General features: G+C 53.6%; 24 protein-coding genes. 11 read left to right on the top strand and 13 right to left on the bottom strand.

The genetic code is table 11. From position 1 onward, the window contains the following. Positions 1 to 71 precede the first annotated feature (71 nt). On the bottom strand, positions 72 to 1,124 hold the full coding sequence (gene trhO / locus KUE00_RS05875; protein WP_246758715.1) for an oxygen-dependent tRNA uridine(34) hydroxylase TrhO: 1,053 nt from the start codon (positions 1,122 to 1,124) through the stop codon (positions 72 to 74). Positions 1,125 to 1,332: 208 nt separating this feature from the next. Here trhO and KUE00_RS05870 point away from each other — a divergent pair, with 208 nt between their 5' ends. The 3 genes from KUE00_RS05870 to mdtG all read left to right on the top strand — a co-directional run bounded on the left by KUE00_RS05870 (position 1,333) and on the right by mdtG (position 4,849). Then, positions 1,333 to 2,427: an NADH:flavin oxidoreductase/NADH oxidase gene (locus KUE00_RS05870; protein ID WP_246758713.1), complete on the top strand. Its 1,095-nt coding sequence runs from the start codon at positions 1,333 to 1,335 to the stop codon at positions 2,425 to 2,427. A 156-nt stretch (positions 2,428 to 2,583) separates the two neighbouring features. Then, positions 2,584 to 3,504: a Kdo(2)-lipid IV(A) acyltransferase gene (locus tag KUE00_RS05865; RefSeq protein WP_246758712.1), complete on the top strand. Its 921-nt coding sequence runs from the start codon at positions 2,584 to 2,586 to the stop codon at positions 3,502 to 3,504. Between the two features lie 124 nt (positions 3,505 to 3,628). Next, on the top strand, positions 3,629 to 4,849 hold the full coding sequence (gene mdtG, locus KUE00_RS05860; RefSeq protein ID WP_246758711.1) for a multidrug efflux MFS transporter MdtG: 1,221 nt from the start codon (positions 3,629 to 3,631) through the stop codon (positions 4,847 to 4,849). A gap of 4 nt (positions 4,850 to 4,853) precedes the next feature. Here mdtG and KUE00_RS05855 read toward each other — a convergent pair whose 3' ends face one another. Together KUE00_RS05855 and KUE00_RS05850 are read right to left on the bottom strand one after the other, a co-directional pair. Continuing rightward, positions 4,854 to 5,168, bottom strand: coding sequence for an ArsR/SmtB family transcription factor (locus tag KUE00_RS05855; protein ID WP_246758710.1), 315 nt, complete (start codon positions 5,166 to 5,168; stop codon positions 4,854 to 4,856). 15 nt (positions 5,169 to 5,183) lie between these two features. After that, entirely contained in the window at positions 5,184 to 6,308 is a 1,125-nt protein-coding gene (locus KUE00_RS05850; RefSeq protein ID WP_246758708.1) for an alkene reductase, read from the bottom strand. Positions 6,309 to 6,575: 267 nt separating this feature from the next. Here KUE00_RS05850 and KUE00_RS05845 point away from each other — a divergent pair, with 267 nt between their 5' ends. The 3 genes from KUE00_RS05845 (at position 6,576) to KUE00_RS05835 (ending at position 9,141) form a co-directional block, all read left to right on the top strand. Next, positions 6,576 to 7,385 (top strand): flagellin N-terminal helical domain-containing protein, encoded by an 810-nt coding sequence (locus KUE00_RS05845; protein ID WP_281434518.1) that lies wholly within the window; start codon positions 6,576 to 6,578, stop codon positions 7,383 to 7,385. A gap of 317 nt (positions 7,386 to 7,702) precedes the next feature. After that, a complete protein-coding gene (locus KUE00_RS05840) occupies positions 7,703 to 8,509 on the top strand; it encodes a DUF6216 family protein (protein ID WP_246758706.1) in 807 nt (268 codons plus the stop codon). A gap of 224 nt (positions 8,510 to 8,733) precedes the next feature. Continuing rightward, complete coding sequence (locus KUE00_RS05835; RefSeq protein WP_246758705.1) at positions 8,734 to 9,141, top strand: MysB family protein; 408 nt, start codon at positions 8,734 to 8,736, stop codon at positions 9,139 to 9,141. 3 nt (positions 9,142 to 9,144) lie between these two features. Here the strand turns inward: KUE00_RS05835 and KUE00_RS05830 are convergent, their stop codons facing one another. Continuing rightward, a complete protein-coding gene (locus tag KUE00_RS05830; RefSeq protein ID WP_246758704.1) occupies positions 9,145 to 9,384 on the bottom strand; it encodes a YceK/YidQ family lipoprotein in 240 nt (79 codons plus the stop codon). 262 nt (positions 9,385 to 9,646) lie between these two features. On the opposite strand from KUE00_RS05830, the gene KUE00_RS05825 reads away from it, so the two are divergent. The 3 genes from KUE00_RS05825 (at position 9,647) to KUE00_RS05815 (ending at position 12,198) form a co-directional block, all read left to right on the top strand. Further along, complete coding sequence (locus tag KUE00_RS05825) at positions 9,647 to 10,840, top strand: zinc-dependent alcohol dehydrogenase (RefSeq protein ID WP_246758703.1); 1,194 nt, start codon at positions 9,647 to 9,649, stop codon at positions 10,838 to 10,840. Positions 10,841 to 11,166: 326 nt separating this feature from the next. Continuing rightward, entirely contained in the window at positions 11,167 to 11,640 is a 474-nt protein-coding gene (locus KUE00_RS05820; RefSeq protein ID WP_246758702.1) for a YciE/YciF ferroxidase family protein, read from the top strand. A 51-nt stretch (positions 11,641 to 11,691) separates the two neighbouring features. Next, a complete protein-coding gene (locus tag KUE00_RS05815; RefSeq protein ID WP_246758699.1) occupies positions 11,692 to 12,198 on the top strand; it encodes a ferritin-like domain-containing protein in 507 nt (168 codons plus the stop codon). Positions 12,199 to 12,259: 61 nt separating this feature from the next. On the opposite strand, the gene mdoH is transcribed toward KUE00_RS05815, so the two are convergent. Both mdoH and KUE00_RS05805 read right to left on the bottom strand, forming a co-directional pair. Next, positions 12,260 to 14,800: a glucans biosynthesis glucosyltransferase MdoH gene (mdoH, locus tag KUE00_RS05810; protein ID WP_246758697.1), complete on the bottom strand. Its 2,541-nt coding sequence runs from the start codon at positions 14,798 to 14,800 to the stop codon at positions 12,260 to 12,262. Continuing rightward, entirely contained in the window at positions 14,793 to 16,331 is a 1,539-nt protein-coding gene (locus tag KUE00_RS05805; protein ID WP_246759281.1) for a glucan biosynthesis protein G, read from the bottom strand. The genes mdoH and KUE00_RS05805 overlap by 8 nt, the downstream gene beginning before the upstream one ends. A gap of 270 nt (positions 16,332 to 16,601) precedes the next feature. On the opposite strand from KUE00_RS05805, the gene mdoC reads away from it, so the two are divergent. After that, entirely contained in the window at positions 16,602 to 17,723 is a 1,122-nt protein-coding gene (gene mdoC / locus KUE00_RS05800) for a glucans biosynthesis protein MdoC (protein ID WP_246758696.1), read from the top strand. Between the two features lie 50 nt (positions 17,724 to 17,773). On the opposite strand, the gene KUE00_RS05795 is transcribed toward mdoC, so the two are convergent. Continuing rightward, a complete protein-coding gene (locus KUE00_RS05795) occupies positions 17,774 to 19,234 on the bottom strand; it encodes a phospholipase D family protein (RefSeq protein ID WP_425523565.1) in 1,461 nt (486 codons plus the stop codon). Positions 19,235 to 19,407: 173 nt separating this feature from the next. Here KUE00_RS05795 and KUE00_RS05790 point away from each other — a divergent pair, with 173 nt between their 5' ends. Continuing rightward, positions 19,408 to 20,562, top strand: coding sequence for a glycoside hydrolase family 1 protein (locus tag KUE00_RS05790; RefSeq protein WP_246758693.1), 1,155 nt, complete (start codon positions 19,408 to 19,410; stop codon positions 20,560 to 20,562). Here the strand turns inward: KUE00_RS05790 and KUE00_RS05785 are convergent. The 6 genes from KUE00_RS05785 to KUE00_RS05760 all read right to left on the bottom strand — a co-directional run bounded on the left by KUE00_RS05785 (position 20,537) and on the right by KUE00_RS05760 (position 26,630). Continuing rightward, a complete protein-coding gene (locus tag KUE00_RS05785; protein WP_246758691.1) occupies positions 20,537 to 20,719 on the bottom strand; it encodes a hypothetical protein in 183 nt (60 codons plus the stop codon). The two genes, KUE00_RS05790 and KUE00_RS05785, sit on opposite strands and share 26 nt — an antisense overlap. 163 nt (positions 20,720 to 20,882) lie before the next feature. Beyond that, positions 20,883 to 21,638 carry a YoaK family protein gene (locus KUE00_RS05780; RefSeq protein ID WP_246758690.1) on the bottom strand — a complete coding sequence of 252 codons (756 nt, stop codon included), beginning with the start codon at positions 21,636 to 21,638 and terminating at the stop codon, positions 20,883 to 20,885. Between the two features lie 389 nt (positions 21,639 to 22,027). Then, positions 22,028 to 23,425, bottom strand: coding sequence for an efflux transporter outer membrane subunit (locus KUE00_RS05775; RefSeq protein WP_246758689.1), 1,398 nt, complete (start codon positions 23,423 to 23,425; stop codon positions 22,028 to 22,030). Beyond that, positions 23,425 to 24,513, bottom strand: coding sequence for an HlyD family secretion protein (locus KUE00_RS05770; RefSeq protein WP_246758688.1), 1,089 nt, complete (start codon positions 24,511 to 24,513; stop codon positions 23,425 to 23,427). Before KUE00_RS05770 ends, KUE00_RS05775 begins: the two co-directional genes overlap by 1 nt. After that, complete coding sequence (locus KUE00_RS05765) at positions 24,482 to 26,197, bottom strand: MFS transporter (protein WP_246758687.1); 1,716 nt, start codon at positions 26,195 to 26,197, stop codon at positions 24,482 to 24,484. The genes KUE00_RS05770 and KUE00_RS05765 overlap by 32 nt, the downstream gene beginning before the upstream one ends. A 1-nt stretch (position 26,198) precedes the next feature. Continuing rightward, complete coding sequence (locus KUE00_RS05760) at positions 26,199 to 26,630, bottom strand: MarR family winged helix-turn-helix transcriptional regulator (protein ID WP_246758686.1); 432 nt, start codon at positions 26,628 to 26,630, stop codon at positions 26,199 to 26,201. Positions 26,631 to 26,982: the final 352 nt, after the last annotated feature.

The following is a 26,982-nucleotide window of genomic DNA, read 5'->3' as shown; positions in this document are numbered from 1 at the left end:
CATAATATGGGCCTGATAAGCTCAAAAATATAAAAGCGACCGGCGTCCGTGCCGGTAACTGCGCTGAAAACTTAATTATCCGGCGTGGGGATTTTCAGCGTCATATTCAGCAAGCCGCGCGACTTGTTGAAAATTTTATTGCCGTTTTCGCGTCCCGCCCGGCGAGCACGCTGCTCTTCCGGCGTTAGCGCCAGCTCTTCCATGCAGATTGGGCTACAGCAATCGTGATATTTTTCCGCGCAGCTCGGACACTGGATAAACAGCAGATGACAACCGTCGTTTTTACAGTTTACATGCGTATCGCAGGCCGTCCCGCACTGGTGGCAATGTGCGATAACATCTTCTGAAATACGTTCGCCCATACGCTCGTCAAAGACAAAGTTTTTCCCCTTGAAGCGTACCGGCAAGCCCTGCTCGCGCGCGCGACGGGCGTACTCAATAATCCCGCCTTCAATGTGATAAACATTTTCAAAGCCGTTGTGACGCATCCACGCGCTGGCTTTTTCACAGCGAATACCGCCGGTGCAGTACATCACGATTTTTTTGTCTTTGTTGTCCTGCAGCATATCAACCGCCATTGGCAGCTGATCGCGGAAGGTGTCCGCCGGAATTTCCAGCGCGTTGTCAAAATGGCCCACTTCATATTCATAGTGGTTACGCATATCGACAAAAACCGCGTCCGGATCGTCCAGCATGGCGTTGACTTCGCCCGCCTTGAGATAGCCGCCAACGTCGCTGGCGTCAAAAGTTTCATCGGTAATACCGTCGGCAACGATGCGTTCGCGCACTTTCAGGCGCAGCACCCAGAACGATTTTCCATCATCGTCGAGCGCGATATTCATGCGCAGGTTATCCAGCGCCGGATCGAAAGCGTACAGCATCGCCTTCATCGCTTCGTACTGGCTGGCCGGTACGCTGATCTGCGCGTTAATACCTTCCGCAGCGACGTAAACGCGACCAAAGACTTTTAATTTTGTTAAGGCGATATAAAGCGCATCACGGAAGGCTTTTGGATCGTTGATGGTGAAATACTTGTAGAAGGAGACTGTGGTACGCGGCTCGGTCTCGGCCAGCATCCGCGCTTTCAGCTCTTCATTAGAAACAAGGTTATGTAACACTGGCATGGTGTACGTTCCTGCGACTTTTGAGAAATTTTGCGGGCGCTATCATACCTGAATGTTGTCAGAATCAAACCGAAATCCAGCGGGTTTGTAAAAAAGAAGCTACCGAAGCTGGCGTTATGCAAGTGACAAAAAAGCATATCCTGACCAACATCACAAAAAAATCTGCCTATAGTTAGCCTGTTCAGTCTTACATTTATGGAGAAAGTGCATGAGCCAGCTATTTAGCCCAATCAGTCTGGGTAAGTTAACGCTTAAAAACCGTATCGCCATTGCCCCTATGTGTCAGTATTCCGCCGAGCACGGCAAAGCAACAGCATGGCACCGCATTCATCTTGGCCATCTGGCGCTTTCCGGGGCGGGACTGTTAATTATTGAAGCCGCAGCGATTGAGCCTGCCGGACGCATCACGCCGCAGGATTTAGGGCTGTGGGATGACCAGACCGAACAGGCGCTGGGCGAAGTGCTGCACGACGTGCGTAAATATTCCAAAATGCCGATCGGCATTCAGCTCGCCCATGCCGGACGCAAGGCCTCTACCGATGTACCGTGGCACGGCGGCAAATTTTTGCAGCCGGAACAGGGTGGCTGGCAGACCTCCGCGCCTTCCGCCGTCCCTTTTGACGAGGGCGACAATACGCCGCTGGCGCTGACCGCCGAGCGTATTAAAGAGATTAAGCAGGCGTTTGTCGATAGCGCCATCCGTGCCGACCGCCTGGGCCTGGATCTGATTGAGGTTCATGCCGCGCACGGTTATCTGCTGCATGAGTTTTTATCGCCACTGTCCAATAAGCGTGAAGATAAGTATGGCGGCTCGCTGGAAAACCGGATGCGTCTGACGCTGGAAGTTTTCCGTGAAGTGCGCCGCGTCTTCCCGGCGGACAAGCCGGTTGGCGTGCGCATTTCCGCGACTGACTGGGTGAACGGCGGCTGGGATCTGGAACAGTCTGTGGCACTGAGTAAAGCGCTGGCTGCAGAAGGCTGTGCCTATATTCACGTCTCCAGCGGCGGCCTGGCGCCAGAGCAGAAAATCAGCGTAGGCCCGAACTATCAGGTGCCTTTCTCCGCGGCGATTAAAAAAGAAGTGTCTGTTCCGGTTATTGCTGTGGGGCTGATCACCGAGCCACATCAGGCTGAGGCCGTGCTGGTAGAGCAGGAGGCCGATATGGTCGCCCTGGCGCGCGGCATGTTATATAACCCACGCTGGCCGTGGCATGCCGCTGCCGCCCTGGGTGCAAAAGTTGATGCACCAGAGCAGTACTGGCGCTGCGAACCGCATGAAGTAAAAGGCCTGTTTAACTCCTGATGTACCTGTTAACGCCAGCGCCATCGTGCGTCTGGCGTTATAAACCGCTTGAATCCCCACGCATTAATTCAGTTTACCGTCAAAAAATGGCACAATAGGTCATAAACAATAAATTCCGGGCAGCATAATAATGCCCTTTTTACGATCTGGACACTCATGACTCAGCTGCCTCAGTTTACGCGCGCTTTGTTGCATCCCCGTTATTGGTTTACCTGGTTGGGTATAGGCTTGCTCTACCTGTTGGTGCTGCTGCCCTACCCCCTGCTCTATCGTCTTGGCTGCGGCCTGGGACGCCTTGCCATGCGTTTTATCACCCGCCGCGTAGAGGTTGCCCGCCGTAATCTGGAACTCTGCTTTCCGGAAATGCCGGAAGCGGAACGGGAAGCGATGGTGGTGCGTAATTTTGAATCAGTCGGTATGGGCCTGATTGAAACCGGCATGGCCTGGTTCTGGCCAGACTGGCGTATCAGCAAATGGTTTCAGGTAAGCGGTCTGGAACATATTGATAAGGCCCATCAGGAAGGCAAAGGTGTGCTGCTGATCGGCATGCACTTTTTGACCCTGGAACTGGGCGCGCGAATTTTCGGTATTCATAACCCCGGTATTGGCGTGTATCGCCCTAACGACAATGCGCTGCTCGACTGGCTGCAAACGTGGGGAAGAATGCGCTCAAATAAAAGCATGCTGGACCGCAAGGATCTGAAAGGCATGATCCGCGCGCTGAAAAACGGCGATATCATCTGGTACGCGCCCGATCACGACTATGGCCCAAAAAGCAGCGTCTTTGTGCCTTTCTTTGGCGTGGAAAAAGCCGCCTCGACCAAAGGCAGCTATTTGCTGATCCGCAGCGGTCAGCCTGCGGTTATTCCTTTTGTGCCGCGCCGTTTGCCACACGGCAAAGGCTACGAGATGGTTATCCTGCCTGCGGAAGATGCGATGCCGCTGGACGATGAAGCCGCCACCGCCGCGCGCATGAACAAAGTCGTCGAGCATGGCGTGCTGATGGCACCAGAACAATATATGTGGCTGCATCGCCGCTTTAAAACCCGCCCGGCGGGTGAACCTTCCCTGTATTGACCGATCCGGGCGGTGAGCGGCTTCCTCAACGCCCGCTTAATCGCCCGCTTTTTCTCAGGTTTCCGCTATTAACGCCGTATTTTTGAGCGCATACTTAGCTTGCTAATAAAATACACAGGCGCTTATGGCTACTACTGACTTTCCTTCGGCCATCAACTGGCAAAAAAATCTGTTTATCGCGTGGTGCGGCTGTTTCCTGACCGGCGTAGCCTTTAGCCTGGTGATGCCTTTCCTGCCGCTCTATGTAGAAGAGCTTGGCGTGACCGACCCGGAGGCGCTGAACCTGTGGTCCGGTCTGGTGTTCAGCATTACCTTTCTGTTTTCCGCTATCGCTTCGCCGTTCTGGGGAGGCCTGGCCGATCGCAAAGGCCGCAAAATCATGCTGCTGCGTTCGGCGCTGGGGATGGCAATCATCATGGTTTTGATGGGCATGGCGACCTCTATCTGGCAGTTTCTGGTGCTGCGTGCGCTGCTGGGCCTGCTGGGCGGATTTGTCCCCAATGCGAATGCGCTGATTGCCACGCAGGTACCGCGCAAAAGAAGCGGCTGGGCGCTGGGATGGCTGTCGACCGGGGCGGTGAGCGGCGCGCTGATCGGGCCGCTGATTGGCGGCCTGCTGGCAGACAGCTTCGGCCTGCGCCCCGTCTTTTATATTACCGCCACCGTGCTGTTTATCTGTTTCCTGATGACGCTGTTCGCCATCCGCGAAGAGTTTGTACCGGTGCAGAAAAAAGATATGCTGCACGCCCGCGAGGTTTTTACTTCCATTAAGAAGCCAAAGCTGGTGCTGTCACTGTTTGTCACCACGCTGATTATTCAGGTTGCGACAGGCTCTATCGCACCCATTTTGACGCTGTACGTGCGGGATCTGGCTGGCGATATTCAAAATCTGGCCTTCGTCAGCGGGCTGATCGCTTCAGTTCCGGGGGTGGCGGCGTTGATCAGCGCGCCACGGCTGGGCAAGTTAGGTGACAGGATCGGCCCGGATCGTATACTGATCGCTATGCTGATCGTTTCCGTGCTGCTGCTGATCCCCATGTCGCTGGTACAGAACCCTCTTCAGCTGGGCATTCTGCGTTTTTTGCTGGGCGCGGCTGACGGCGCGCTGCTGCCTGCGGTGCAAACGCTGTTGATCTATAACGTCAGCAACGGCGTGGCCGGTCGCATTTTTAGCTATAACCAGTCTTTCCGCGATATCGGTAACGTAACCGGCCCGCTAATGGGTGCGGTAGTCTCTGCCCACTGGGGTTTTCGCGCGGTGTTTATGGTTACGGCTGGCGTGGTACTTTTTAACGCGGTCTACTCTTGGTACACGTTACGTTACCGGACTGCTCAGGCCGAATAACAGGTTACAGCTCGTTAAGAAACTGAGTCATCATTCCGGCGATCTCGCTAATACGAGGTTCACAGCGGCGATAGTAAGTCCATTTACCGACCTTGTTCGCCTCAAGAAGCCCCGCTTCCTGCAACACTTTCAGGCACAGCGAGGTGGCGGGCTGTGATAAGCCCGCCTTATCCTGAATAAGGCTGGCGCATACGCCATATAGCCCAAAATCGTATAGCTGGCTGTAACCGGAAAAAGCCTCCTGCGGGTTTTTAAGCCAGCTCAGCACGGCCATACGCGTTGGGTTTGCCAGCAACTTCATGGCATTTTCAGGGGTCATCCAGCCTCACAACCATCAGGAACGATAAAACGGATAGTCAGTATATCCTTTACGGGTGCCGCCATACAGCGATGCTGCATCCACAGCGTTCAGCGGATAGCCATTGCCTAAACGCAGCGGTAAATCCGGATTAGCAATAAAAGTCCTGCCAAAGCCGAACAGATCGCCCCAGCCCTGCTGCAGGATGTGTTCAGCTTTTTGTTGCGTGTAGCGGCCGGAATACATAATTGGCCCATGAAACGTGTCACGCAGTGCGTTGCGGAAGCTTTCCGGCAGATCGGGGCTGTTATCCCAGTCAGCTTCTGCAATCGACAGATAGCCAACGTTAAGCGAGTCCAGCATTTTTGCCGCCGTGATATAGGTGGTCTGCGGATCGTTTTCTACCAGGCCCAGATAAACTCGCTCTTCACTGGTGCTGGTAAATAGCGGCGCGAATCTTACGCCTACGCGCTGGCTGCCAAACACCGAGCTGACCGCCGCGATGATTTCCTGTAAAAAACGCAGCCTGTTTGCCAGCGAGCCACCATATTCATCGGTGCGAAAATTACTGTGCTGCGAAATAAACTGGTTGATCAAATAGCCATTGGCAGCGTGCAGCTCTACGCCATCAAATCCGGCTTCCTGCGCGTTCTCCGCAGCCTTACGGTACAGTTCTACAATTTCTTTTACTTCTGCGGTTGTCAGCTCGCGCGGCATCTCCGGCGCGGTAAGCATGCCTTCGCCCGGAGCGGTTTCAATAAATACGCGTACGCCTTCTGCCGCAATAGCGGAAGGGGCGACCGGTGGCTGTTTACCCGGCTGGAGTGCACTGTGCGAGACGCGGCCAACGTGCCAGAGCTGGCAAAATAGTGTGCCACCTTCCTGATGAACAGCTTCCGTTACCTTTTTCCAGCCGGCAATCTGCTCTGCACTGTGGATGCCCGGTGTCCAGGCATAGCCTTGCCCTCGCGGTTCAATCTGTGTTCCTTCGGTGATCATAAAACCGGCGCTGGCGCGCTGACGGTAATAGTCCACCATCATTTCGCCGGGAATGTTGCCTGGTTGTTCGCTACGGCAGCGCGTCAGCGGCGGCAGCGCAATGCGGTTACGCAACGTCAGATTGCCCATCTGCAAAGGCGTGAAGAGAGTTTTAGTGTTCATAGAGCGCATTATCCTGCTAATTGAAAACGCCCATTATATTTAAACATTTAAATATGTAAATGCATTTAGCCGTTGCAGGTCACCCGTTAACGGTAAAAAATAATTAAGCTTTTGATTTATCAGATAAGAGTGCTGGCCAGGCCAGTTGTACAGGATTTATGTCGATTCTGTTTAAAGTTTTTTCAGTGTGTGACGATAAATAATACAGACGGTGACGGGCATCCTGGCGCCGTATCCGAACCCTGGTAAAATTTTAAGGAAACGATCATGTCCGTTATCAATACTAACATTATGTCACTGACCACTCAGAACAACCTGAACAAATCACAGGCTTCTCTGAGCACCGCTATCGAACGCCTGTCTTCCGGCCTGCGTATCAACAGCGCTAAAGACGACGCCGCGGGCGAAGCGATTGCTAACCGCATGAGCTCACAGATCAAAGGTCTGACTCAGGCATCACGTAACGCCAACGACGGTATCTCTCTGACCCAGACCGCTGAAGGTTCACTGGACGAGGTCAACACCAACTTACAGCGTATTCGTGAACTGACCGTGCAGGCGAAAAACGGCACCAACAGCGCCGACGACATCGACTCAATCCAGAAAGAAGTTGACGCACGCCTGTCTGAAATCAACCGTATCGGCGCAGCAAGCACCTTTAACGGCACGGCAATCTTCAACTCTACCGGCAGCGTAAACATTCAGGTTGGCGCGAACGACTCTACCGACGCTAACGTTATCAGCATCGACCTGTCCGGCGCTGGCTTCCAGACTTCTGGCCTGGGCGCAACCTTCGACGTAACCGGCGGCGACCTGTCAGACCTGGATGCGCGCATCAAGGACGTTGACACCGCACGTAGCGGCCTGGGTGCGATTCAGAACCGTTTCGAATCTACCATCAACAACCTGAACACTTCTGTGACCAACCTGACTGCGTCACAGTCACGTATCCAGGATGCTGATTACGCAACAGAAGTTTCAAACATGTCGAAGGCGCAGATCCTTCAGCAGGCTGGTACCTCCGTGCTGTCAAAAGCCAACCAGGTTCCACAGGGCGTTCTGTCTCTGCTGCAGTAAGTTCTGTCGCTTCAGTAAACCCGGCTCCGGCCGGGTTTTTTATTGCCAGTTTTGTGGTCAGCATGTAAAGGCAAGGCAATTTTTTGCCCGGCATCCTGTCTGGCCCCCATAAAACTTGCCCGTGATAATTCCTGTCCCCGCAATATGTTTTTTTAATCCCACCGCCATTTTTCTTTAGAAGAGAGAAAAATTTCGTTAAGGCTCAAGCCAAAAAAATAATTCGCTAAATACCTGTGAAGTATTTTGAATACCTTGCTTACCAGCAGGGCCGGTGAGAATATTCACATTCAATCTGAACAATAAACAACACTTACTCTATGGAAGACTTTGTCCAGTTTATCGAAAAATATGACTCCTTTTTCAAGTTACTTCTGGCCCTGCTAATTATTATTACCATCTGGCTCTATTTTTATAAAAAAACGGGTTCAAGCTACAGTATGACGGACAAGCTCTGGTCAATATTTGTTGGTCAGAAAGATTTTTACAACAAAAAACTGGATACGTTTCATAAAGAGAGACACGATGTCGATAAATTCAATTCCGTCTATAATTTAAACGCCGCTAATGTTGCCGAGCTGGAGAAATTTACCGAGTGGGTCAAGGAAAATGGCCATGATATTCGGAAGATTTCTGGTATAAAGGGCTGGTTTAGTATTGCTAAGCTTAACGTTAGTAAACCTGCCAGGAGTATGACTTTTTTATTGCTGTTAACTTTCTTTTTCCTGGTTCTGTCTGGTCTGTTTGTATCCCTGTGCGGACTAACCCCAAACGCAATTGTCAAACTTAGCAAGCAGGATCCCTGGTTTATTATTAATCATCAAAGAGCAAAACCCCTGTTTAATGAGGCCGCCATTACCGCTGATAACTGTGCAGACACAAGCTATAACAAGGGCGATTATTCAAGGCGCTCCGGTATCACTCTGGGATCGGTTAACGGCATCTGTCAGGCATTTCAGGATAAAAAAGAATCTATGGCTATCGACAAAATCATTAAAAACCAGAAAATTTTATTTTATGTAGGCCTTTATATTATAGCCTTTGGCGGCCTGGCGTTAAAATATACCTTTCGCAGGATTAACGCGTTAGATTTTATCCATTCTTCTTTGCAGAAACGCCGTAATTAACGATGAGAGAGGATAACGACTGGCGCGAAGCCAGTCGCCTTGTGTAAAACCCGTCAGCAGCCAGGGTATTCTTTGCCACATTACCGATGCTAATCTAACTAACATACTGATAGTTAATCATAAATTATCATTAGTTTTTTTTCCCATTCGGGTTTACCCCAGCCAATCTTCGACTATCCTTCATAAAAACCTGCAACTTTTGTTTTTTGTTATGGAGAAACCCGATGAGCATGTATGCAACGCTGGAAGAGGCTATTGACGCCGCACGCGAAGAGTTCCTGGCCGCCAACCCGGAAATGGAAGAGGACGAAGCGTCAGTCAGCCAGTTTAACCTGCAAAAGTATGTGATGCAGGATGGCGATATTATGTGGCAGGCGGAATTTTTAGCCGATGACGTAGACGAAGGCGAAATCCTGGCTCTGCGCAGCGGTGAAGCGGCACAGGCGATTTTCGACGGCGACTTTGACGAAATCGAGCTGCGTCAGGAGTGGCTGCCGGAAAACACGCTGCACGAATGGGATGAAGGCGAGTTTCAGCTGGAGCCGCCGGGCGATACCGAAGAAGGTAAAGCCGCTGCGGACGAATGGGAAGACGATAACAGCGACTCCGAACGTGCGGATCGCTGGGAGTAAGGCTTAATCGTAAGGGCCGTGGTGCGCGTCCACCGGCAGCAGCAGCGTATCGACCACCAGCGACAGCGGCAGGTCGATAATCGTCAGAAAGCGCCAGGGCGTGTCGCGAACGTCCCACTGTACGCCCGGGTAATACTGGTTACCATGCCCCTGTCCGGGCATGGTCCGGCTGATGATACTGCCGCAGCCGGTCAGCAACAGCAGGGAAAGTCCCAGCAGTAAAGTACGAATCAACGTGATCATCTTCTTAGTCTTGAATAAAAAACGCGCCATTGTACAGCAATAGATCGGCTTAATAAGCGTATTGAACGCAAAAAATCTGTAAAACCCCGCCGTACTGGCCCGCTCCTGCCTTATTGCCGCTATCTCATCTGTCCCCTTCTTTTCGGGCCGTGACTTTTACTCGCTGTCCATACAATGCTGTTCCTGTTCTATGCTTTGTGGGCAACTTCCCGTTATCGCAAGAGGTTTCCCCTTTTGCTCATTTACGAACTGGAGCCAGAATATGAAAGCCCTCACCTACCATGGCCCGCACCGGGTCAGCGTCGACAACATGCCCGACCCTACCATTGAAGCGCCTGACGATATTATTCTGCGCGTAACGGCTACGGCTATTTGTGGTTCCGATCTGCATCTGTATCGCGGCAAAATTCCGGGGACAAACCATGGCGATATTTTTGGCCATGAGTTTATGGGCGAAGTGGTGGAAACGGGCAATGCCGTGACAAAAGTCGCCAGGGGCGACCGGGTCGTGATCCCTTTTGTTATCGCCTGCGGCGACTGTTTCTTCTGTCAGCTTCATCAGTATGCGGCCTGCGAAACCACCAACAGCGGCCGTGGCGCTATTCTCAATCGTAAAGGCATTACGCCACCTGCCGCGCTGTTTGGCTATAGCAATCTCTACGGCGGCATCCCGGGCGGACAGGCGGAATATGTTCGCGTACCTAAAGCCAACACCGGCCCGTTTAAAGTGCCGGATACGCTTTCCGATGAAAAGGTGCTGTTCTTATCCGATATTTTGCCCACGGCCTGGCAAGCGGTGCAGAATGCCGGTCTGAAACAGGGTTCCAGCGTGGCGATTTTTGGTGCTGGCCCGGTTGGTCTCCTGAGCGCGGCCTGCGCCAGGCTGGCGGGCGCCGAACAGATCTTTATGATCGATCATCATCCCTACCGGCTGGAATTTGCTCGCGAACGTTACGGGGTGATCCCCATTAATTTCGATGAGAACGATGACCCGGCAGCCTGGATTATAGAAAACACCAAAGGCCATCGCGGCGTGGATGCGGTCATTGACGCCATCGGATTCGAAGCCAAAGGTAGCCTGACGGAAACCGTGCTGAGCAACCTGAAGCTGGAAGGCAGTAGCGGCAAAGCGCTTCGCCAGTGTATTGCCGCCGTACGCCGTGGCGGCGTGGTCAGCGTGCCGGGCGTTTATGCAGGCTTTATTCACGCCTTTATGTTTGGCGACGCCTTTGATAAAGGCCTGACGTTTAAAATGGGGCAAACCCACGTCCACGCTTTCCTGCCTGACCTGCTGAAGCTGATTGAGCAAGGTCACCTCAAGCCCGAAGAGATTGTTACCCACCACATGCCGCTGGAAGATGCAAAGCGCGCCTACGAAATTTTTGAAAAGCGCCAGGAAGACTGCCGCAAGATTATTCTGGTGCCGGGAATGGCAAGTACTCAGGCCACGCTTTGACCTTAACGCCGTCCGCCGTTGCCTGTAACGGCGGACGCTTTCCACTATTCATCGCGGTTCCCTTTTCCTGAAAGTATCCCATTAGCGGTGAACACAGCATCTCATTTTATGTTGATGCTTTTGACCGCTGCGCCACATTGTAAAGTTAATCAATTATTATAAAGATAATTCCTCTGCCTGTGACGTCGTTCTCGGAATAATCCTTGAATTGGAAATTTCTGGATTTTAGCCGTCACAAACGGTGAGTTCAGACTAACCTTAATGCTGTTGTACGACGACTCGTTGATAAAAATGATTTTTTTCCCGCTTATAAAACGGAGTGAACTATGACCATCAAGACGCTGGAAGACTTATTCATTCATGATTTATCAGACGTTTATAGCGCAGAAAAGCAAATCACCCGCGCCCTACCGAAAATGGCCCGTGCCGCTACTGATGAGAAGCTGGTAGCCGCTTTTAAACAGCACCTTGAAGAGACGCACGGCCAGATAGAGCGCCTGGATCAGCTGGTGGAAAGTACCGATGGCGTACGCATTAAGCGTATGAAGTGCCACGCGCTGGAAGGTCTGGTGGAAGAAGCCCAGGAGATTATCGACTCCGTTGAGGCAGGCCCGGTGCGCGATGCTGGTTTGATTGGCGCGGCGCAGAAAGTCGAACATTACGAAATTGCCACCTACGGTACGCTGCGCGCGCTGGCCTTAAAGCTGGGCTACAAAGAAGCCGCCCGTCTGCTGGGAGAAACGCTTGAAGAAGAGAAAGCTACCGACGACAAGCTGACCGTTATCGCAGAACAACAATAATTTTCTACTGGCCACTCAGAGAAGCCGGACTACAAACTTACGAGGTACACCATGACGCATGAAGAGAACTATCTGGCCTGGGTAAAAGACGCGCATGCAATGGAAAAGCAGGCGGAAAGCATGCTGGAAAAACAGGCTGCGCGCCTGGAACACTATCCGGATCTGAAAGCCCGTATTGAACAGCATATTGATGAAACTCGCCAGCAGCAGGCAATGGTACAGTCGGTTATCGATCGCTATGACACATCGCATTCCGTATTAAAAGATACGGTTGGCAAGCTAACGGCTTTTGGCCAGGCGATGGGCGGCATGCTGGCGGATGACGAAGTAGTTAAAGGCGCGATTAGCAGCTATGCCTTTGAGAATTTTGAAATCGCCAACTACACGGCGCTGATTGCGGCCGCTGAACTGATAGGCGATACCGAAGGCGCAAGAGTGTTTACCGAAATTCGCGAACAGGAAGTGGCAATGGCCGACTGGGCGCTGAACCATTTGCCGGACGTAACCGAACAGTTCCTGACCCGTTCTGCTGCACCGGGTGTTGAAGCGAAGAAATAGCTGCCGCTTCAGGTAAAAAAAACCGGGAACTTTCGTTCCCGGTTTTTTATTGGTCGTAACCTTAGATTTTCGTTGGCTGGATAGCCAGCGGGTTCATCTTCAGCGACTTATAATAGTCAAACCAGTCATGGTACTTGTCGGCATTCTGCCACAGGCGATAGTGCATGCGCGAAAGCGTAACCGGATCGCTGATTAGCGCAAGGCGACGGTCGCGGTCCAGCTTCGCCGGAGATTCGCTTAACGCCTGCTCGACGCGGCGGTCACGGGCGAATTCCAGGATTTCACTTTGCAGATGGCGCGAGGTTGCCATAGCGCTGGCCAGAGCGTTAAACGACGGATGGAACAGCGCGTGCATAAAGCCATCTTTCAGCGCGCGTTCACGATTCAGTTCGTTATAGCGATCGGTATCAATCAGCTCTCTTGGCGGCTCAAACTCTTCCGGGATCAGGAACAGCTTCGCGCGTTTTGATGCCATACCCGTTGTCGAGCGGCTTGAAAAGACCGAGACAAAAGGCGACAGGATCAGAGAGAAGACGATAGGTGCCAGCCACCACAGGAAGTTCAGGTCGAGCCAGCCCATGCCTGCCGCCCAGACAATGCCCAGCGCCATTTGCGAGCCGTGACGCTTAAAGGCCTCGCTCCACGGCGTCGCGTCATCATCACGCTGCGGTGAATTCCACACCACTTCCCAGCCCAGGAACGCGCTGACCACAAACACCGTGTGGAACAGCATGCGCACCGGTGCCAGCAGCACGGAGAACAGCACTTCCAGGAACAGTGAAACGGTTACGCGCAGTACGCCGCCGTAAGGCTTCGCTCCTTTAAACCAGATCAGAATGATACTGAGCAGTTTTGGCAGGAACAACAGCACCATCGTGGTCGAAAACAGCGCTATCGCCAGCTCCGGACGCCACTGCGGCCAGACCGGGAAGAGCTGCCTTGGCTGCAGGAAGTACTGCGGTTCCATTAGCGTATGCACCACCTGGAGCGCCGTCGAAAGCGCCAGGAACATAAACCATAGCGGGGCCGACAGATAGGACATTACGCCAGTCAGGAACACGGCACGGTGCACAGGGTGCATGCCTTTTACCAGGAACAGGCGGAAGTTCATCAGGTTGCCGTGACACCAGCGGCGGTCGCGTTTCAGTTCGTCCAGCAGGTTTGGCGGCAGCTCCTCATAGGAACCCGGCAGATCGTAAGCAATCCACACGCCCCAGCCTGCACGGCGCATCAGCGCGGCTTCCACAAAGTCATGCGACAAAATAGAACCGGCGAAAGAGCCTTCACCAGGCAACGGCGCAAGGGCGCAGTGCTCAATAAAAGGCTTAACGCGAATGATGGCGTTATGGCCCCAGTAGTGTGATTCGCCCAGCTGCCAGAAGTGCAGGCCGGCCGTAAACAGCGGGCCGTAAACACGGGTGGCAAACTGCTGGCAACGTGCATAGAGCGTATCCATACCGGAAGCTTTTGGCGAAGACTGGATAATCCCGGCGTTCGGGTTAGCCTCCATCATACGCACCAGGCCGGTCAGACATTCGCCGCTCATTACGCTGTCCGCATCCAGCACGACCATGTAGCTGTACTGGCTGCCCCAGCGACGGCAGAAATCATCGATGTTACCGCTTTTACGCTTCACGCGACGACGGCGACGACGATAGAAAATGCGCCCTTCCCCGCCGACGTCACGCACCAGCTCCATCCAGGCCTTTTGCTCGGCCATGGCGATATCCGGGTTGTAGCTGTCGCTCAGGATATAGACGTCAAAGTGCTGCTGCTCGCCCGTTCTGACCACGGACTCCCAGGTGGCGCGCAGGCCGGCAAAAACGCGTTCCACGTCTTCGTTACAGATCGGCATAATCAGCGCGGTACGATGTTCCGGGTTGATCGGATCGTTGTCGTTGCTGTTATAGGAAATACTGTATTTGTCTTTACCGATCAGCAACTGCAGAAAACCCATCAGCGCCGTCCAGAAGCCCGCCGAAACCCAACAGAAGAGAACGGCGAACAGGAACAGAATCCCCGTTTGCAGCACGTAAGGCAGGATTTGCAGCACCGACTGCTGCCAGTTCTGGTTGATCATCTCCATGGGATCGATCAGCGCCCAGCCCTGGTAAGGCAGAATGGTTTTCATATACCAGGTAGCAATCACCGTCTGCGCAATGGTTAGCAGCAGCAGGATGTAGCGGCGAATCGAGCCAACGTGACGCCACTTCTCCTCCGCCCGCTGCTCTTCGGCATTGGCATAACGCGGTTTGGATTTATGACCACGCAGGGAATCCCACGCGCGCGAAACCGGGTTGGTTCGCCATGCTTCCGGGTACATTGAAGAGCGAGTGTGGCGCGGCATCGCTTTCAGCGTGGTGCGATGCAGCGCATCTTCACCAAACTGTTCGCCTTTGCCCACGGAGTCCGGCCACGTCATTTCAATGCGCGATTTGACCGACGCCAGCGGCGCGTCGTCGACGCGATCCGGCACGGGTGCCTCGCTCAGGGTTTGATGAAGCTGGCTCAGCCCTTCAGCAGACGAGCCAAGCAGCGCCTCCTTCCGCTGGGCGGAAAGAGGCAGCGCATCAATGTAATCAGCTTGAGTAGATTTATTCATTGGCAGGCAACTGATAGCTCCAGGTTTCTGTCAGCGTTTTGTCGCCGTTAACCAGCGCAGCACGCATCTCTGTTGGCTGTTTGGTGTCCTTAACGCGTAAGCGGATCACCAGACGCCAGCCTTTGGTCACTGGATTGTAGCGCACGCTGTTTTCTACCAGCTCGCCGTTGTTTCCAATGCTGACCTGTGGCGCAACCGGCGTATCGGCCGGGAGCTTGCTCATATCCTGACCGGCGAAGTCGACGATAAAAGCGACGGTGCCGTCAGGCTGGCGTACCAGGTTAGACTGCTTCACGTCGCCCGTTGAACGCAGCGTATCCTTCACAAAAGCCATATCCGGCGAATGCAGCTGGTTCTCGTCGCGGGTGAAGTGCAGACGATACTTAAAGCTCATCTCTTTGCCTGGTTCCGGCAGAGTTTGCGGCGTCCAGAACGCAACGATGTTGTCGTTGGTTTCGTCAGCGGTAGGAATTTCCACCAGCTCTACGCGGCCTTTACCCCAGTCGCCCTGAGGCTCAATCCAGCCGCTTGGGCGCAGATCGTAACGGTCATCGAGATCCTGGTACTGCGAGAAGTCGCGACCGCGCTGCAGCAGGCCAAAGCCTTTTGGACTCTCAACGGTAAAGGTACTGACCGCCAGATGTTTTGGATTGTTCAGCGGACGCCAGATCCACTCGCCGTTACCGGCATGGATCGACAGGCCGTCGGAATCATGCAGCGATGGACGATAGTTAGTCTGTGGCGAAGGCTGGTTAGCGCCAAACAGGAACATGCTGGTCAGCGGCGCGATGCCCAGTTTGCCCACCTTATCGCGCAGGTAAACTTTTGACTCTACGTCAACCGTAGACTCTTTGCCTGGCGTGATCAGGAAGCGATAAGCACCGGTTGCGCGTGGTGAATCAAGCAGCGCATAAATCACCAGATGCTTGTCGGCAGGTTTTGGACGCTCGACCCAAAACTCTTTAAAGCGAGGGAATTCTTCGCCGGAAGGCAGCGCGGTATCAATCGCCAGCCCGCGGGATGAGAGACCATATACCTGACCTGCCCCGATAACGCGGAAATAGCTGGCACCCAGGAAGCTGGTAATCTCATCGTCTTTTTTGTTTTTGCTGTTAAGCGGATAAAGAACCTTAAAACCGGCAAAGCCGAGGTTTTTAACGGTTTCAGGATCGTGCTTAACGTTACCGAAATTAAAAAAGTCCGGCGAATATTTAATCTCATGCACGGTTGAAGCCGTCACTTCATTAATTTTAACCGGCGTGTCAAAGTACATACCCTGATGGTAGAACTCCAGCTTGAACGGGGTTTTCAGCTTGCTCCACCAGGCTTTATCGCGATTGAACTGGATCTGCTGATAGTCAGCATACTTCATGTCGCGCAGTTGGGAAGGTAAATTGCTTTTGGGCGCTTCATACCCTTTCCCGGCCAAATCTTTCGCCTGTTTTGCTACGTCATCAATGCCAAACGCCCAGACTGAACTGGCGTACATTGACAGCAAAACCGTTGCGCCAAGCAGACGCAAATTCATCAGTTTTGGCTTATTCTTCATTTTAATCAGCACATCTCCCCCTTTCGTGTGCCTAAAACAATCCCATCCATCTTAATGGATAATTCACATTTCCGACAGCTCAACAACATCTTTGTTCCTCGTGTTTGTTGCTTTTAGCGCCCTGTTCTCAACTGCTTAGCGGATACGGATTCCCCTGATAGTATACCTGCCTTTTCTCAACTAGAGTAAGCGGTAAGCTTTAGCGTGGCTCAGGGTGAGCAAACGCTGTAAAACGTTGAATATGGGATGAATATGATTAAAAAATCCGGACAGCGAGAATATTTTTTTGATTCAATCAGAGCGTATCTGATGCTTTTAGGCGTACCTTTTCACGTCTCCCTGATTTATTCCAGCCAGAGTTGGTCAGTAAATAGTCTGCATTCTTCCGACTGGCTGACTTTACTGAATGATTTTATTCACGCGTTCCGTATGCAGGTTTTCTTTGTTATTTCCGGCTATTTTTCCTATATGCTTTTTTTACGCTATGAGCAAAAGCGCTGGCTGAAAGTTCGTCTGGAACGCGTTGGCATTCCTATGCTGGCGGCGATACCGCTGCTGACCGTTCCGCAGTTCTTTATGCTGAAAGCCTGGACCACTAAAATTGGCGACTGGAGCCAGCTGAGTTTTTACCAAAAGTTTAATGCGCTCAGCTGGGATTTGATATCACACCTCTGGTTTTTACTGGTGCTGGTGGCGCTGACCGTGCTTGGCGTCTGGCTATTTAAGCGGCTGCGCGATGGCAAACAAACAGACTATTCTGAGCTTAACTGGACGCGGCTTAGCCTGGCTATTCTGCTTTGCAGCGTCGTTTGGGGCGCGGTTCGTCGCCTGCTGTTTATTTTTGCACCGGACCTGTTAAGCAATGGCCTGTTTAACTATGCCGTGATGCAGACGCTGTTTTTCCTGCCCTTCTTTATGCTGGGCGCGATGGCGTGGAAATACCCGCAAATTAAGGCACTGCTGATCAAACCCGTACCCTGGACCTTTATCGGCTCCGCGCTGGCTTTTGTCGCCTATGTGGCTAACCAGACCTGGAGCAAAGGTGAAGGCTGGCTGTATGAGATTGATGCGGTGGTTTCCATGATGATGGGGCTATGGATGGTCAACGTGGTGTTTTCGCTGGGTCATCGCCTGCTGAATTCGCACTCGCCACGCGTCACCTATCTGGTTAACGCTTCGCTGTTTATTTACCTGGTTCACCATCCGCTGACCATTCTTTACGGCATCTTCCTCGTGCCGCATATCGGTAATAATACGCTGGGCTTTTTTGTCGGTCTGCTGTTCGTGTTCGGCATCGCTTTTATGCTTTATGAACTGCATCTTCGCGTTCCGTTTCTGCGCTTTCTGTTTTCCGGTAAACCGCAAACGAAATAAAGCTTATGGCCCGGTGATGCCGGGCCATAAGCTTAACTTAAAGGAAGCGGCTACAGCAGCCACTCGATAGGCAGCCGCCAGACCAGCCGAACCAGTAAACGCTGCATAAACCGGGTGCGCGGCTCGCGGCGATGCACGATCTCTCGCTCTTCTCCCGGATATTCTATCCAGTTTACTCTTCCCCACTTGTCCAGCTTCAGCGTCCAGGCGCGATCGCGTATCTGCCTGATAAAACGCTGGTGAATGCTGGTCGCCAGCTGTTCGCTTTCCACTACAAAGCCCATTTCCGTATTCAACATTGCCGAGCGCGGGTCAAAATTAAACGAGCCGATAAAGACTTTCTCGTTATCGACGCTAAAGGTTTTAGCATGCAGGCTGGAGCCAGAATTCCCCGTCAGGCCGCGATCGTGCGGCGCGTCGCGCGTGCCGTTGTTAGGCTTAAGCTCGTAAAGCGTTACGCCGTGCCGCAGCAGCTTTTTACGCCACTTGGCATAGCCAGCATGCACCACCGAAACATCATTCGCCGCCAGCGAGTTAGTGAGGATCGCGATTTTTACCCCTTTCCTGACCAGCCCCAGCAGCTGCGCCACACCAGCGCGGGTGGGCACAAAATAGGCGGAAATAATATCAAACTGCTGCTGTGGCTTGCCGATGACCTCCAGCATACGCTGCGGCAGCAGGGAAGCCTCCCTGGCGCGTCCCAGTCCTTTGCGCGGGTCGTCGCTTAACAGCCGGGTTTTGGCCCACGTCAGCGGCAGCTTTCCGGCCGCCAGCTGCGTGGCGAAGCTGGAAGCCTCGACCCGTTGCAGATAGCGTTCAACCTGCGGATCGTTGCGCCACTCCTCCGGCAGCGAGGCCGCCGCGCTTTCCGCTTCGTTTTCCACATCCACGACTTTACTGAACGGTTCGACGGCTCCGCTGTGCCAGTAACGCAGGAAATCATCCGTGACCTCTTCCACTACCGGGCCAACGGCCAGCACGTCCAGATCGGAAAAAAGCGGTTCGTCACCTGCACCAAAATATTCATCGCCAACGTTTCGGCCGCCGACGATAGTGACCTCGCCATCCACGGTAAAACTTTTGTTGTGCATACGCCGGTTTAGCCTGGCGAAATCCGTCAGGTAACCCAGCGCGCGCAGCGTACGAAACGAGAAGGGATTAAACAGACGGATCTGGATATTATCGTGACGACAGAGCTCGCTCAGCGTGCTGTCCAGCCCCATCGTATTGTTGTCATCCAGCAGCAGGCGCACCCTGACGCCGCGCTCGGCTGCATCCAGTATCGCACTGAACAACAGCCGGCCCGACATGTCGTTCTGCCAGATATAATATTGAATATCGAGCGTCTGTTCCGCCATCGCTATTAACTGATAGCGAGCGGCAAACGCATCCAGCCCTTCTTCCAACGGATAAATGCCACTGTATCCAGGATGTGTTTCCGCCAGGGGAGAAACGGCACGCGTCAGCGACGTGGACGCAAACGGTTCTTCTGGCGTAAAAGCTTCAACCACGGTTATTCCTTCTTTTTATCTGACGGCGGATGCAGTCTGCCTTCTATTATTGTCGCTGTTGTGACCAATTGTCATGCGACAGTTCTGATAGCGGGTCGGCTGGCCAAATAATCATAGTTTGCCTGGTGGTCTAAACTTAGCGCATATCGTAAAAGTAACCCTGAGGAAACGTTATGAGAGTTACGCCTACAGCGTCGTCGGAAGGACGCACTCCGCCGCTGTTCAAAAGTTTTTTTCAGGGAAGCTTTGCCTGTTCCACCGCCTGCCGTGGCGAAGGCAAACGCGTGGATCTGGTGATAAATAGCGGCCACGATCTGCTGCTCGAAAAAGATTACGCGCTGCTGGCCGCACATCAACTGCTTACCGCCCGCGACAGCGCACGCTGGTATCTGATAGAAAAAACGCCCGGTAACTATGACTGGTCAACCTTTTTGCCCATGCTGCATGCCGCAGAAAACAACGGGCTGGAGATAATCTGGGAGCTGGCGCATTTTGGCTGGCCCGATCATCTCGATATCTGGCAGCCGCAGTTTGTTGACAGCTTTGCCGCCTTCGCCCGCGCTATGGCCCGCCTGATGCGCGATGAAGGCTATCAGACGCCGTTTTTTACTCCCGTTAACCAAATCTCGTTTTGGGCATGGGCGGGTGCTGAAGTTGCGCTGTTTAACCCTGGCGTGACGGGCCGCGGACGGGCGTTAAAACAGCAGCTGGTAAGAGCTTCCATTGCCGCCATGCGCGCTATTCGCGAAGAACTGCCGGGCGCGCGTTTCGTGCTGACCGATCCGCTGGTGAATATCGTGACTAAAGAAAGTTCGGCGGCCGCGCAGGAAGAAGCCCGGCACCAGCACGAGGCGCAATATGAGGCCTGGGATATGCTTAGCGGACGACTGCATCCGGAGCTGGGCGGCGACGGCACGCTGCTGGACGTGGTTGGCGTCAACTATTATCCCGATAATCAATGGTATCTCAGCGGCGATCTATTAACGCCTGAACAGGGGGAATACCGCCCGCTTGCCAGCCTGCTGCGGGAGATCTGGCAGCGTTACCAGCGGCCGCTGCTGATAGCCGAAACGGGCGCGGAAGGCGACCAGCGCGCGCCCTGGCTGAGAAGCGTGGTCGAGCAGGTTAATCTGGCACATGATGGCGGCGTCGCGGTTGAAGGTCTTTCGATTTATCCCGCCGTCGATTACCCTTCATGGGCCGACGACCGCCGTTCGCCGGGTGGCCTGTTCGGTTTACCGGACGCTAATGGCAACCGGACTATCTGCGAGCCTTATGCGCTGGAAATCCGCAGTCAGCATATTAAGATGAGGAATCTTGCCGGGTAACAATCTGAACCGGACAATCCTGTGACGAGGATGCAACAGGTTCAGGCACGCGGCGTACATCGGTAAGCCAGGTCAGAATAAAAATAACCACGACGGCAATCAGGCTTGCGCCCAGCAGCCCGGTCAATGCCAGTAATCGATCTTCACGAGTTTCCATTCTCATCTTTCCTTACGTCAGCATGCCATAAAGTAGATCGGCTTATTAACAAAGTAATAAACAGCGTGAAGATTATCAGCGTGCGGGCAGAGACTGCAAGTCCGGGAGCGCGTGGCGGGCAGGGTTGCGCCAGTCCGGCACTTATCCGGACTGGCTATGCGGGCTAATATATTCCGATTTTTTTAAAACTGTACAGACGTCTTCTGGCTCGCAATAAGGCGGTAAGCGCGCCCCAGAGCGCTACGACCGCCAGGAAAACACCCAGTCCAAACATCGCCACAAAGCCGAAAGCTTTGAACAAGAGCAGGCCTGCGATACACCCGCTCAGAAAAGAGAAAACGGTCGTTAAATGCGTATACAGCTGCTTTTGCTGGAAACGTCGGTCGGCATAGGAGACATGGCTGATAAAAGAAGAGATAAAGGAACCCAGAGCAATGCCCGCATCGGTGAGCGTCCCGGTAATATGCGTGGCTCTGACGCGCCCATTGGAAAGCTGGGTCGAGGTCGAATTATGAATTCCCATTAAAAAGCCAAGCAGCACCGAAACTTCCCGATTGTTGCCGGGCGAGAAAAAGTTTAGCTCAAACAATGATATAAACGTTAATGCGATGCCTTCCGCCAGAATAATCAGACAGTAAATCGTTCTGAGCTTTTTTTTCAGGCCGGCCAACACCATAAAGCGTGCACTTACCGAGCCAATCACAAAGGCGATAATCAACACGGCCAGAAAGATTAAATCGTGAAAATCCGCGCTAAACACCTCTGAGGAGATTTGCGAAGTGTTCCCCGTCATATGTGAAGGGAAAAAACCAAAAGCGCCCAGCGCCATCGCGTTCAGTACGCCTGCCGTGGTCGCCAGTACCAGAGCCAGGTAGCGATCTTCCGTATGGGACCTGACCTTCTTTTTCTTAATCAGCACATTATTCACCATTGAGTTGCGTAGAAAGCGGGTCCGGATTAAAGATCTCGTAGCTATTGCTGGCGCTAAAATAACGCTCTTGTTCATCTTAGCTGTGAACATCAATAAGTTATTAAAGCTTATCTTACTTTTGTTATATTAATGTAAACACAATGCAAGGAAAATGCAGTTTTGCTGCAATAACAAGGGGCTGGCGCGCTGCCCCTTCACTATAGGGATTAATTATGATAAGGATAAGATGAGGGTTATCTGCGGTTCAGAACACTTTAGCATGCGTACGGTAGCCTTCCTGGCCGTACAGGGTGGTTTGTTTCACGCGTCCATGCGTAAAAGCAGGTCTACGCCATTGGTCTATCATCGGCCTGACCGCAATGATATGTGTGACGAGATTATCCCGTTTTGTCGCTGGCTTCAGCATGCCAGCCGCCGCCCAGCGCACGATAAAGATCTATCTGCGCCTGCAGTAAATTGTTTTTCACCTGAACCAGATTTAACTGCGTGCTGAACAAGGTGCGCTGTGCATCCAGCTCATCCAGATAAGAAGCGTAGCCATTCTGATAGCGATTATGTGCTATGCGCAGCGCTTCGCTGACCACCTGCTCCTGCTGTTGCAGCTCCCCAAGCTGTTCTTTGTAGCGCGCTATCGCGTCCAGGTCGTTATTCACTTCGCTAAAGGCATTGCGTACTACCTTTTCATAGTTAAACAACGCCTGATTGCGGGCCGCCATTGAAACATCAACCTGAGCAGTGAGCGCCTCCCTGTTAAGAATCGGTGCCAGCACGCTGCCGCCGATGCTCCAGAGCCGGAAAGGATTTTCCGTTAGCTCGTGCAGCACGGAGCTTTGCAGCGTACCGCTCGCCGTCAGATTTAATGAGGGAAGCAGACGCGCTTTTGATGAAGCCAGCGTGGCGTCCGCAGCCAGCAGCAACCGCTGTGCCTGGGCAATATCCGGGCGGCGCTGCAGCAGCTCTGAAGGCAGTAGCGCAGGTAACTGCTGCGGCATGACCTGCGTAAAACGGCTGCGCCGCGCAATTTCTCTGGGGTTCATACCGACCAGGATACTGAGCGCGTTTTCCTGCTGGGCAATCTGATGCTGTAACACCGGAATTTGCGCTTTAGCCGTCTGGTATTCCGACCGGGACTGTACCCACTCCAGCTTTGAGGTGTAGCCGGTTTCAAACTGCCGCTGGGCCAGCCGCAGGGAATTTTCTCGTGTCGCGAGCGTAGCCCGGGTAACCCGTAGCTGTTCGTCCAGCGCCAGCAACGTCATATAGCCCGAGGCGACAGAACTGGCAACGGTAAGCTCGGCGGCGGAAGAGGCAGCCTGGATTGCCGCCAGCGAAGATCGGGCTGCCGCAATATTGCTGCTGCGCGCTCCCCAGAGATCCACCTCATAGTTGGCCTGCAATAATCCCTGAAACACCGCGTATTCATAAGGCTGGCCGGTGACCGACGAAAGCGCTCTGGCATGCGTGGCGGAGACGCCGGCATCCAGCGTCGGATAACTGTCGCCTTCGGCCGCACGTAATTCTGCACGATACTGATCGATACGGGAGCGAGCGGTTAGAATATCAAGGTTATTTTTTAAGGCCCGATCGACCAGCGTATTCAGAGCCTGGTCGTCAAAGGCACGCCACCACCCTGCCTCAACAGGCGAGGAAGGCCCCGCCTGGTTACGCCACTGCGTGGGCACGGGCAGTGAACCGGGCGCCTTTTCAACTTTAGTGGCGCAGCCGCCAAGCGTTGCTGCCAGCACCAGAGCCAGCAGCGGCAAAGTCTGACGCATTATTTCGCCTCCTGCACGGCGGCGGAAGTATCAATATTGACTTCAACCGACATGCCGGGCCGCAGACGGGCCGCGTTATCCCCGGTAATCTTAATACGCACCGGGATGCGCTGGGCTATTTTGACAAAGTTGCCGGTCGCATTGTCGGGAGAGATAGCGCTGAACTCCGAGCCAGCCGCAGGAGAAATATACTCCACCTCGCCCTGAAATTTCTCGCCCGCCAGCGCGTCAACGGTGAAAGTAACCGGCAATCCTGGCCTGACGTGCGCCATCTGCGTCTCTTTCATATTGGCAACGACCCACATCTGCTGCGGGACCAGCGACGTCAGACGGGTACCGGCCGCAACATAAGCGCCCTGCCTGACCGAAATCTGTCCAAGCTGGCCGTCGCGCGGCGCGATAATCCGGGTATTTCCAAGGTCGATCTGCGCCAGCTCCAGCGCGGCCTGGGCGTTAGCCACATCCGCTTCCAGCGAGGCGTGATTGATAATGACGGTACGTAAATCCTGGCGGGAAACCTCCAGCGTCGCTTTCGCCTGCTCCACTTCCGCCATCGTCTGGCTGTTGCTGGCGCGGGAAGCATCGCGTTCGCGAATTGACAGCGAACCATCCGCCACCAGATTGTCGACGCGTTTTAAATCCAGCCCGCTTTTCACCGCCTGCGCTTTAGCATTGCTCAGTGCGGCCTGATTACGCTCTATGACCGCCTGCGCGCTGCGCCGTTGCTGGACGTTATTGTCCAGCGCCGCTTTCTTCATCGCCAGTTGCGCCTGTGCCTGATGGACGCGCTGACGATAAATGCGGTCGTCAATGGTCATCATAACTTCGCCTTTGTGCACCGGCTGGTAATCCAGCACGTTTACGGCGGTGACATAGCCGCTGACCTGCGGACTGATAAAGGTCACCTGACCACGTACATAGGCATTTTCCGTAGATTCAATCTGACTGGTAAAGGGCGGCAGTTGCCAGGCATAAAGGATGACCAGTACGCCGACAATCGCAATGCCCGCCCCCATCGCTATCGATAAAATCCGTAATTTATTGTTGCGTTCACGCTCAGCGAGCTGGCTCTGTTCCTGCTGACTCATTGGTTCCCCGTACTTGTTGTTGCTGCATTCGCCGTTCCGCTTCCGCTTCGCGCTTCGCCTGCTGCCAGTTGAGATAGCGCAGACGCGATAAACGCCACAGCACCCAGATTAACGTTACAAAAGCCATCGCGGCGGTAAGAAGATAGGTATCGTTATAAGCCAGCACGTTGGCCTGCAGAGTAGCGACCGACTGCAGCTGCGTCGTGCTTTGCGCGCTGAGCAGCGCAGGATCGCCGATATAGCTGCTATACAGGCTGGAATATTGCGCCAGCCGGTCAGTAACGTTGCTGTCGAGATAAGAGAGCTGATCGCCCAACAGGCTGGAGTGATATTTTTCCCGCCAGGTCTGGAAGGTGCCCAGCAGCGCAGAGCCGATCAAGCCGCCCAGGTTCTGGCTCATACCAAACAACACCACCAGGCTGACCAGATTTTTCGGCTGCGTTACCACGCTGCCAATATTCAGCAGCAGCGCTGGCGCGATAAAAAAGGTGCTGCTGAAGCCCAGCAGAAACTGGCTGATATACATATTATTGCCGCGGGTGACGGGGCTGGAGTGCGCATCCATTAACGACGCCACCATGATTAACAGCAGCGATATCACTATCGGCCAGCTAAGGTGTTTGACGTTGATGGTCAGCGCACTGACGGTAATCCCGGCGATGACCCCAAGCAGAATGGCCAGCGCCAGCCCCTGCATCTGATCGTTTAGCAAACCGATCTGCTGTAGATAACCGATAGCCCCGGTATTCTGTTCGGCCAGCGTGACGCGCAGCATAATCATGACGATCCCCAGACGGAAAATCGACCCCGTTCGCAACCAGCGCGTATTGATAAGCGGATTACTGCGGTTATGCTCCAGTACCACGGCGGCAATCACCAGTACCAGCCCCAGCGCCAGACAGATGCCTAACCATGGCGTACTGGTCCACCACTCAATCCTGCCAAGGGAAAGCACGCCGCAAAACAGCGCCATACCCGGTGCCATCAGCATAAAGGTCAGAAAATCCTTCTTTTCGAATACCTTTATTCGGTCGCCCGGCGGCAGCTTCAGAATAAGCACCGCGCCCAGGCAAATCATCGCCAGCCCCAGCTCAAACAGATAGAGACCGCGCCACTCGTCCAGCTGTAACAGCTCGCTGGAAAAAAGCCGCGCCAGCGGGATAGCCAGCTGCGAAGCGCCCAAACCGATAGTCAAAGCCTTTAACCGGTGCTTCGCAGGCCAGGCCTGGGTCTGATAATAGATGCCCAGCGAGCTTAGCGCCGCGCCAACCATACCGTGTGCAGCGCGCACGATTATAGCGGAGCTGAGATCGTTAACCAGCAGATGGAAAAAGGAAACCAGTGCATAGAGCACCAGAAAGGCTTCGGTAAAAGCACGCAGGCCAAACTGCTGACGGAATTTAACCAACAGCAGGTTGATAGAGATATTGCCCATCACATAGACCGCAGGCAGCCAGGCAATTTCATTGCTGTATGCGCCAAATACTCCCTGAAGATTGCTTAAGTTCGCCGTGACCAGCGCATTACTTAACGCACCGGTAATAGAGATAAGCAGCCCAATGATGCCAAAAGCGATACGTTTATGGGTCGGATGCAGCGGCGTCGAAGGTGAACCGGGCAACATGGGCTTTTCGCCCGGTGCCCATTCGCGCGGCGCGAAAGGATCGGGACGGTTACTGCGCATACTATTTCGTCCCGGTCGCTTGCAGAATTTTTTGTAAGACCCTCTGCGCAACAATGAGTTCGTCCCGGCTTACCGTCGTTAACATTTCGTTGCGTAGCTTATCCATCTCTACGGCGAGCCGCTGGTGCAGCTCTCTGCCTTTCTCAGTAATATGCACCAGCCGCTTACGGCGATCTTCCGCTATTTGCGTCCGCTCAATAAGCTGCTGCCTGACCAGGCGATCGATTAAAGGTACCAGCGTGGCCTCTTCCAGCCCCAGCGCCACGGCCAGCTCTTTCTGACTGACAGGCGAACTCTGCGCCGCCAGCGTGGCTATCGCCATCCAGCTGCTGGTCGTGAGTCCGTCCTCTTTCATGCGACGGTCGATCGCCTGGCGCCAGGCCTGCGCGGTCAGGTGAAGCAATCGTGAGAAAGTGAGATCTTGTAGATTCAATGTATAGGGGCCTGATTATTAGGTTGCTAACTAAAAAGCACCGGCGATTATAATCAAGAATACTAGTCGACGGGAAGGGTTTTAGTGGCCCTGACGACAGAATTATCTGCACCCTGTGCGCTGACGCGGTTCTTTGCACTTTGAGTGCAGGCTGTCGATTGATTTTTATAGAGGATGGCCGCACAGGAAAGCCTTGTCGCTGCCGGTTCTGGCACTAAAACAGGAAGACGCAGCAAGATGAGCCTGGTGCTGAGAGCACAAAGCAGATAGCAGAAAGCAGAGAGCAGAGAGCAGAGAGCAGAGAGCAGAGAGCAGAGAGCAGAGAGCAGAGAGCAGAGAGCAGAGAGCAGAG

The sequence above is a fragment of the Erwinia phyllosphaerae genome (assembly GCF_019132875.1).
GTDB lineage: Bacteria > Pseudomonadota > Gammaproteobacteria > Enterobacterales > Enterobacteriaceae > Erwinia > Erwinia phyllosphaerae.
This window is presented reverse-complemented; position numbering and strand designations above follow the sequence as displayed.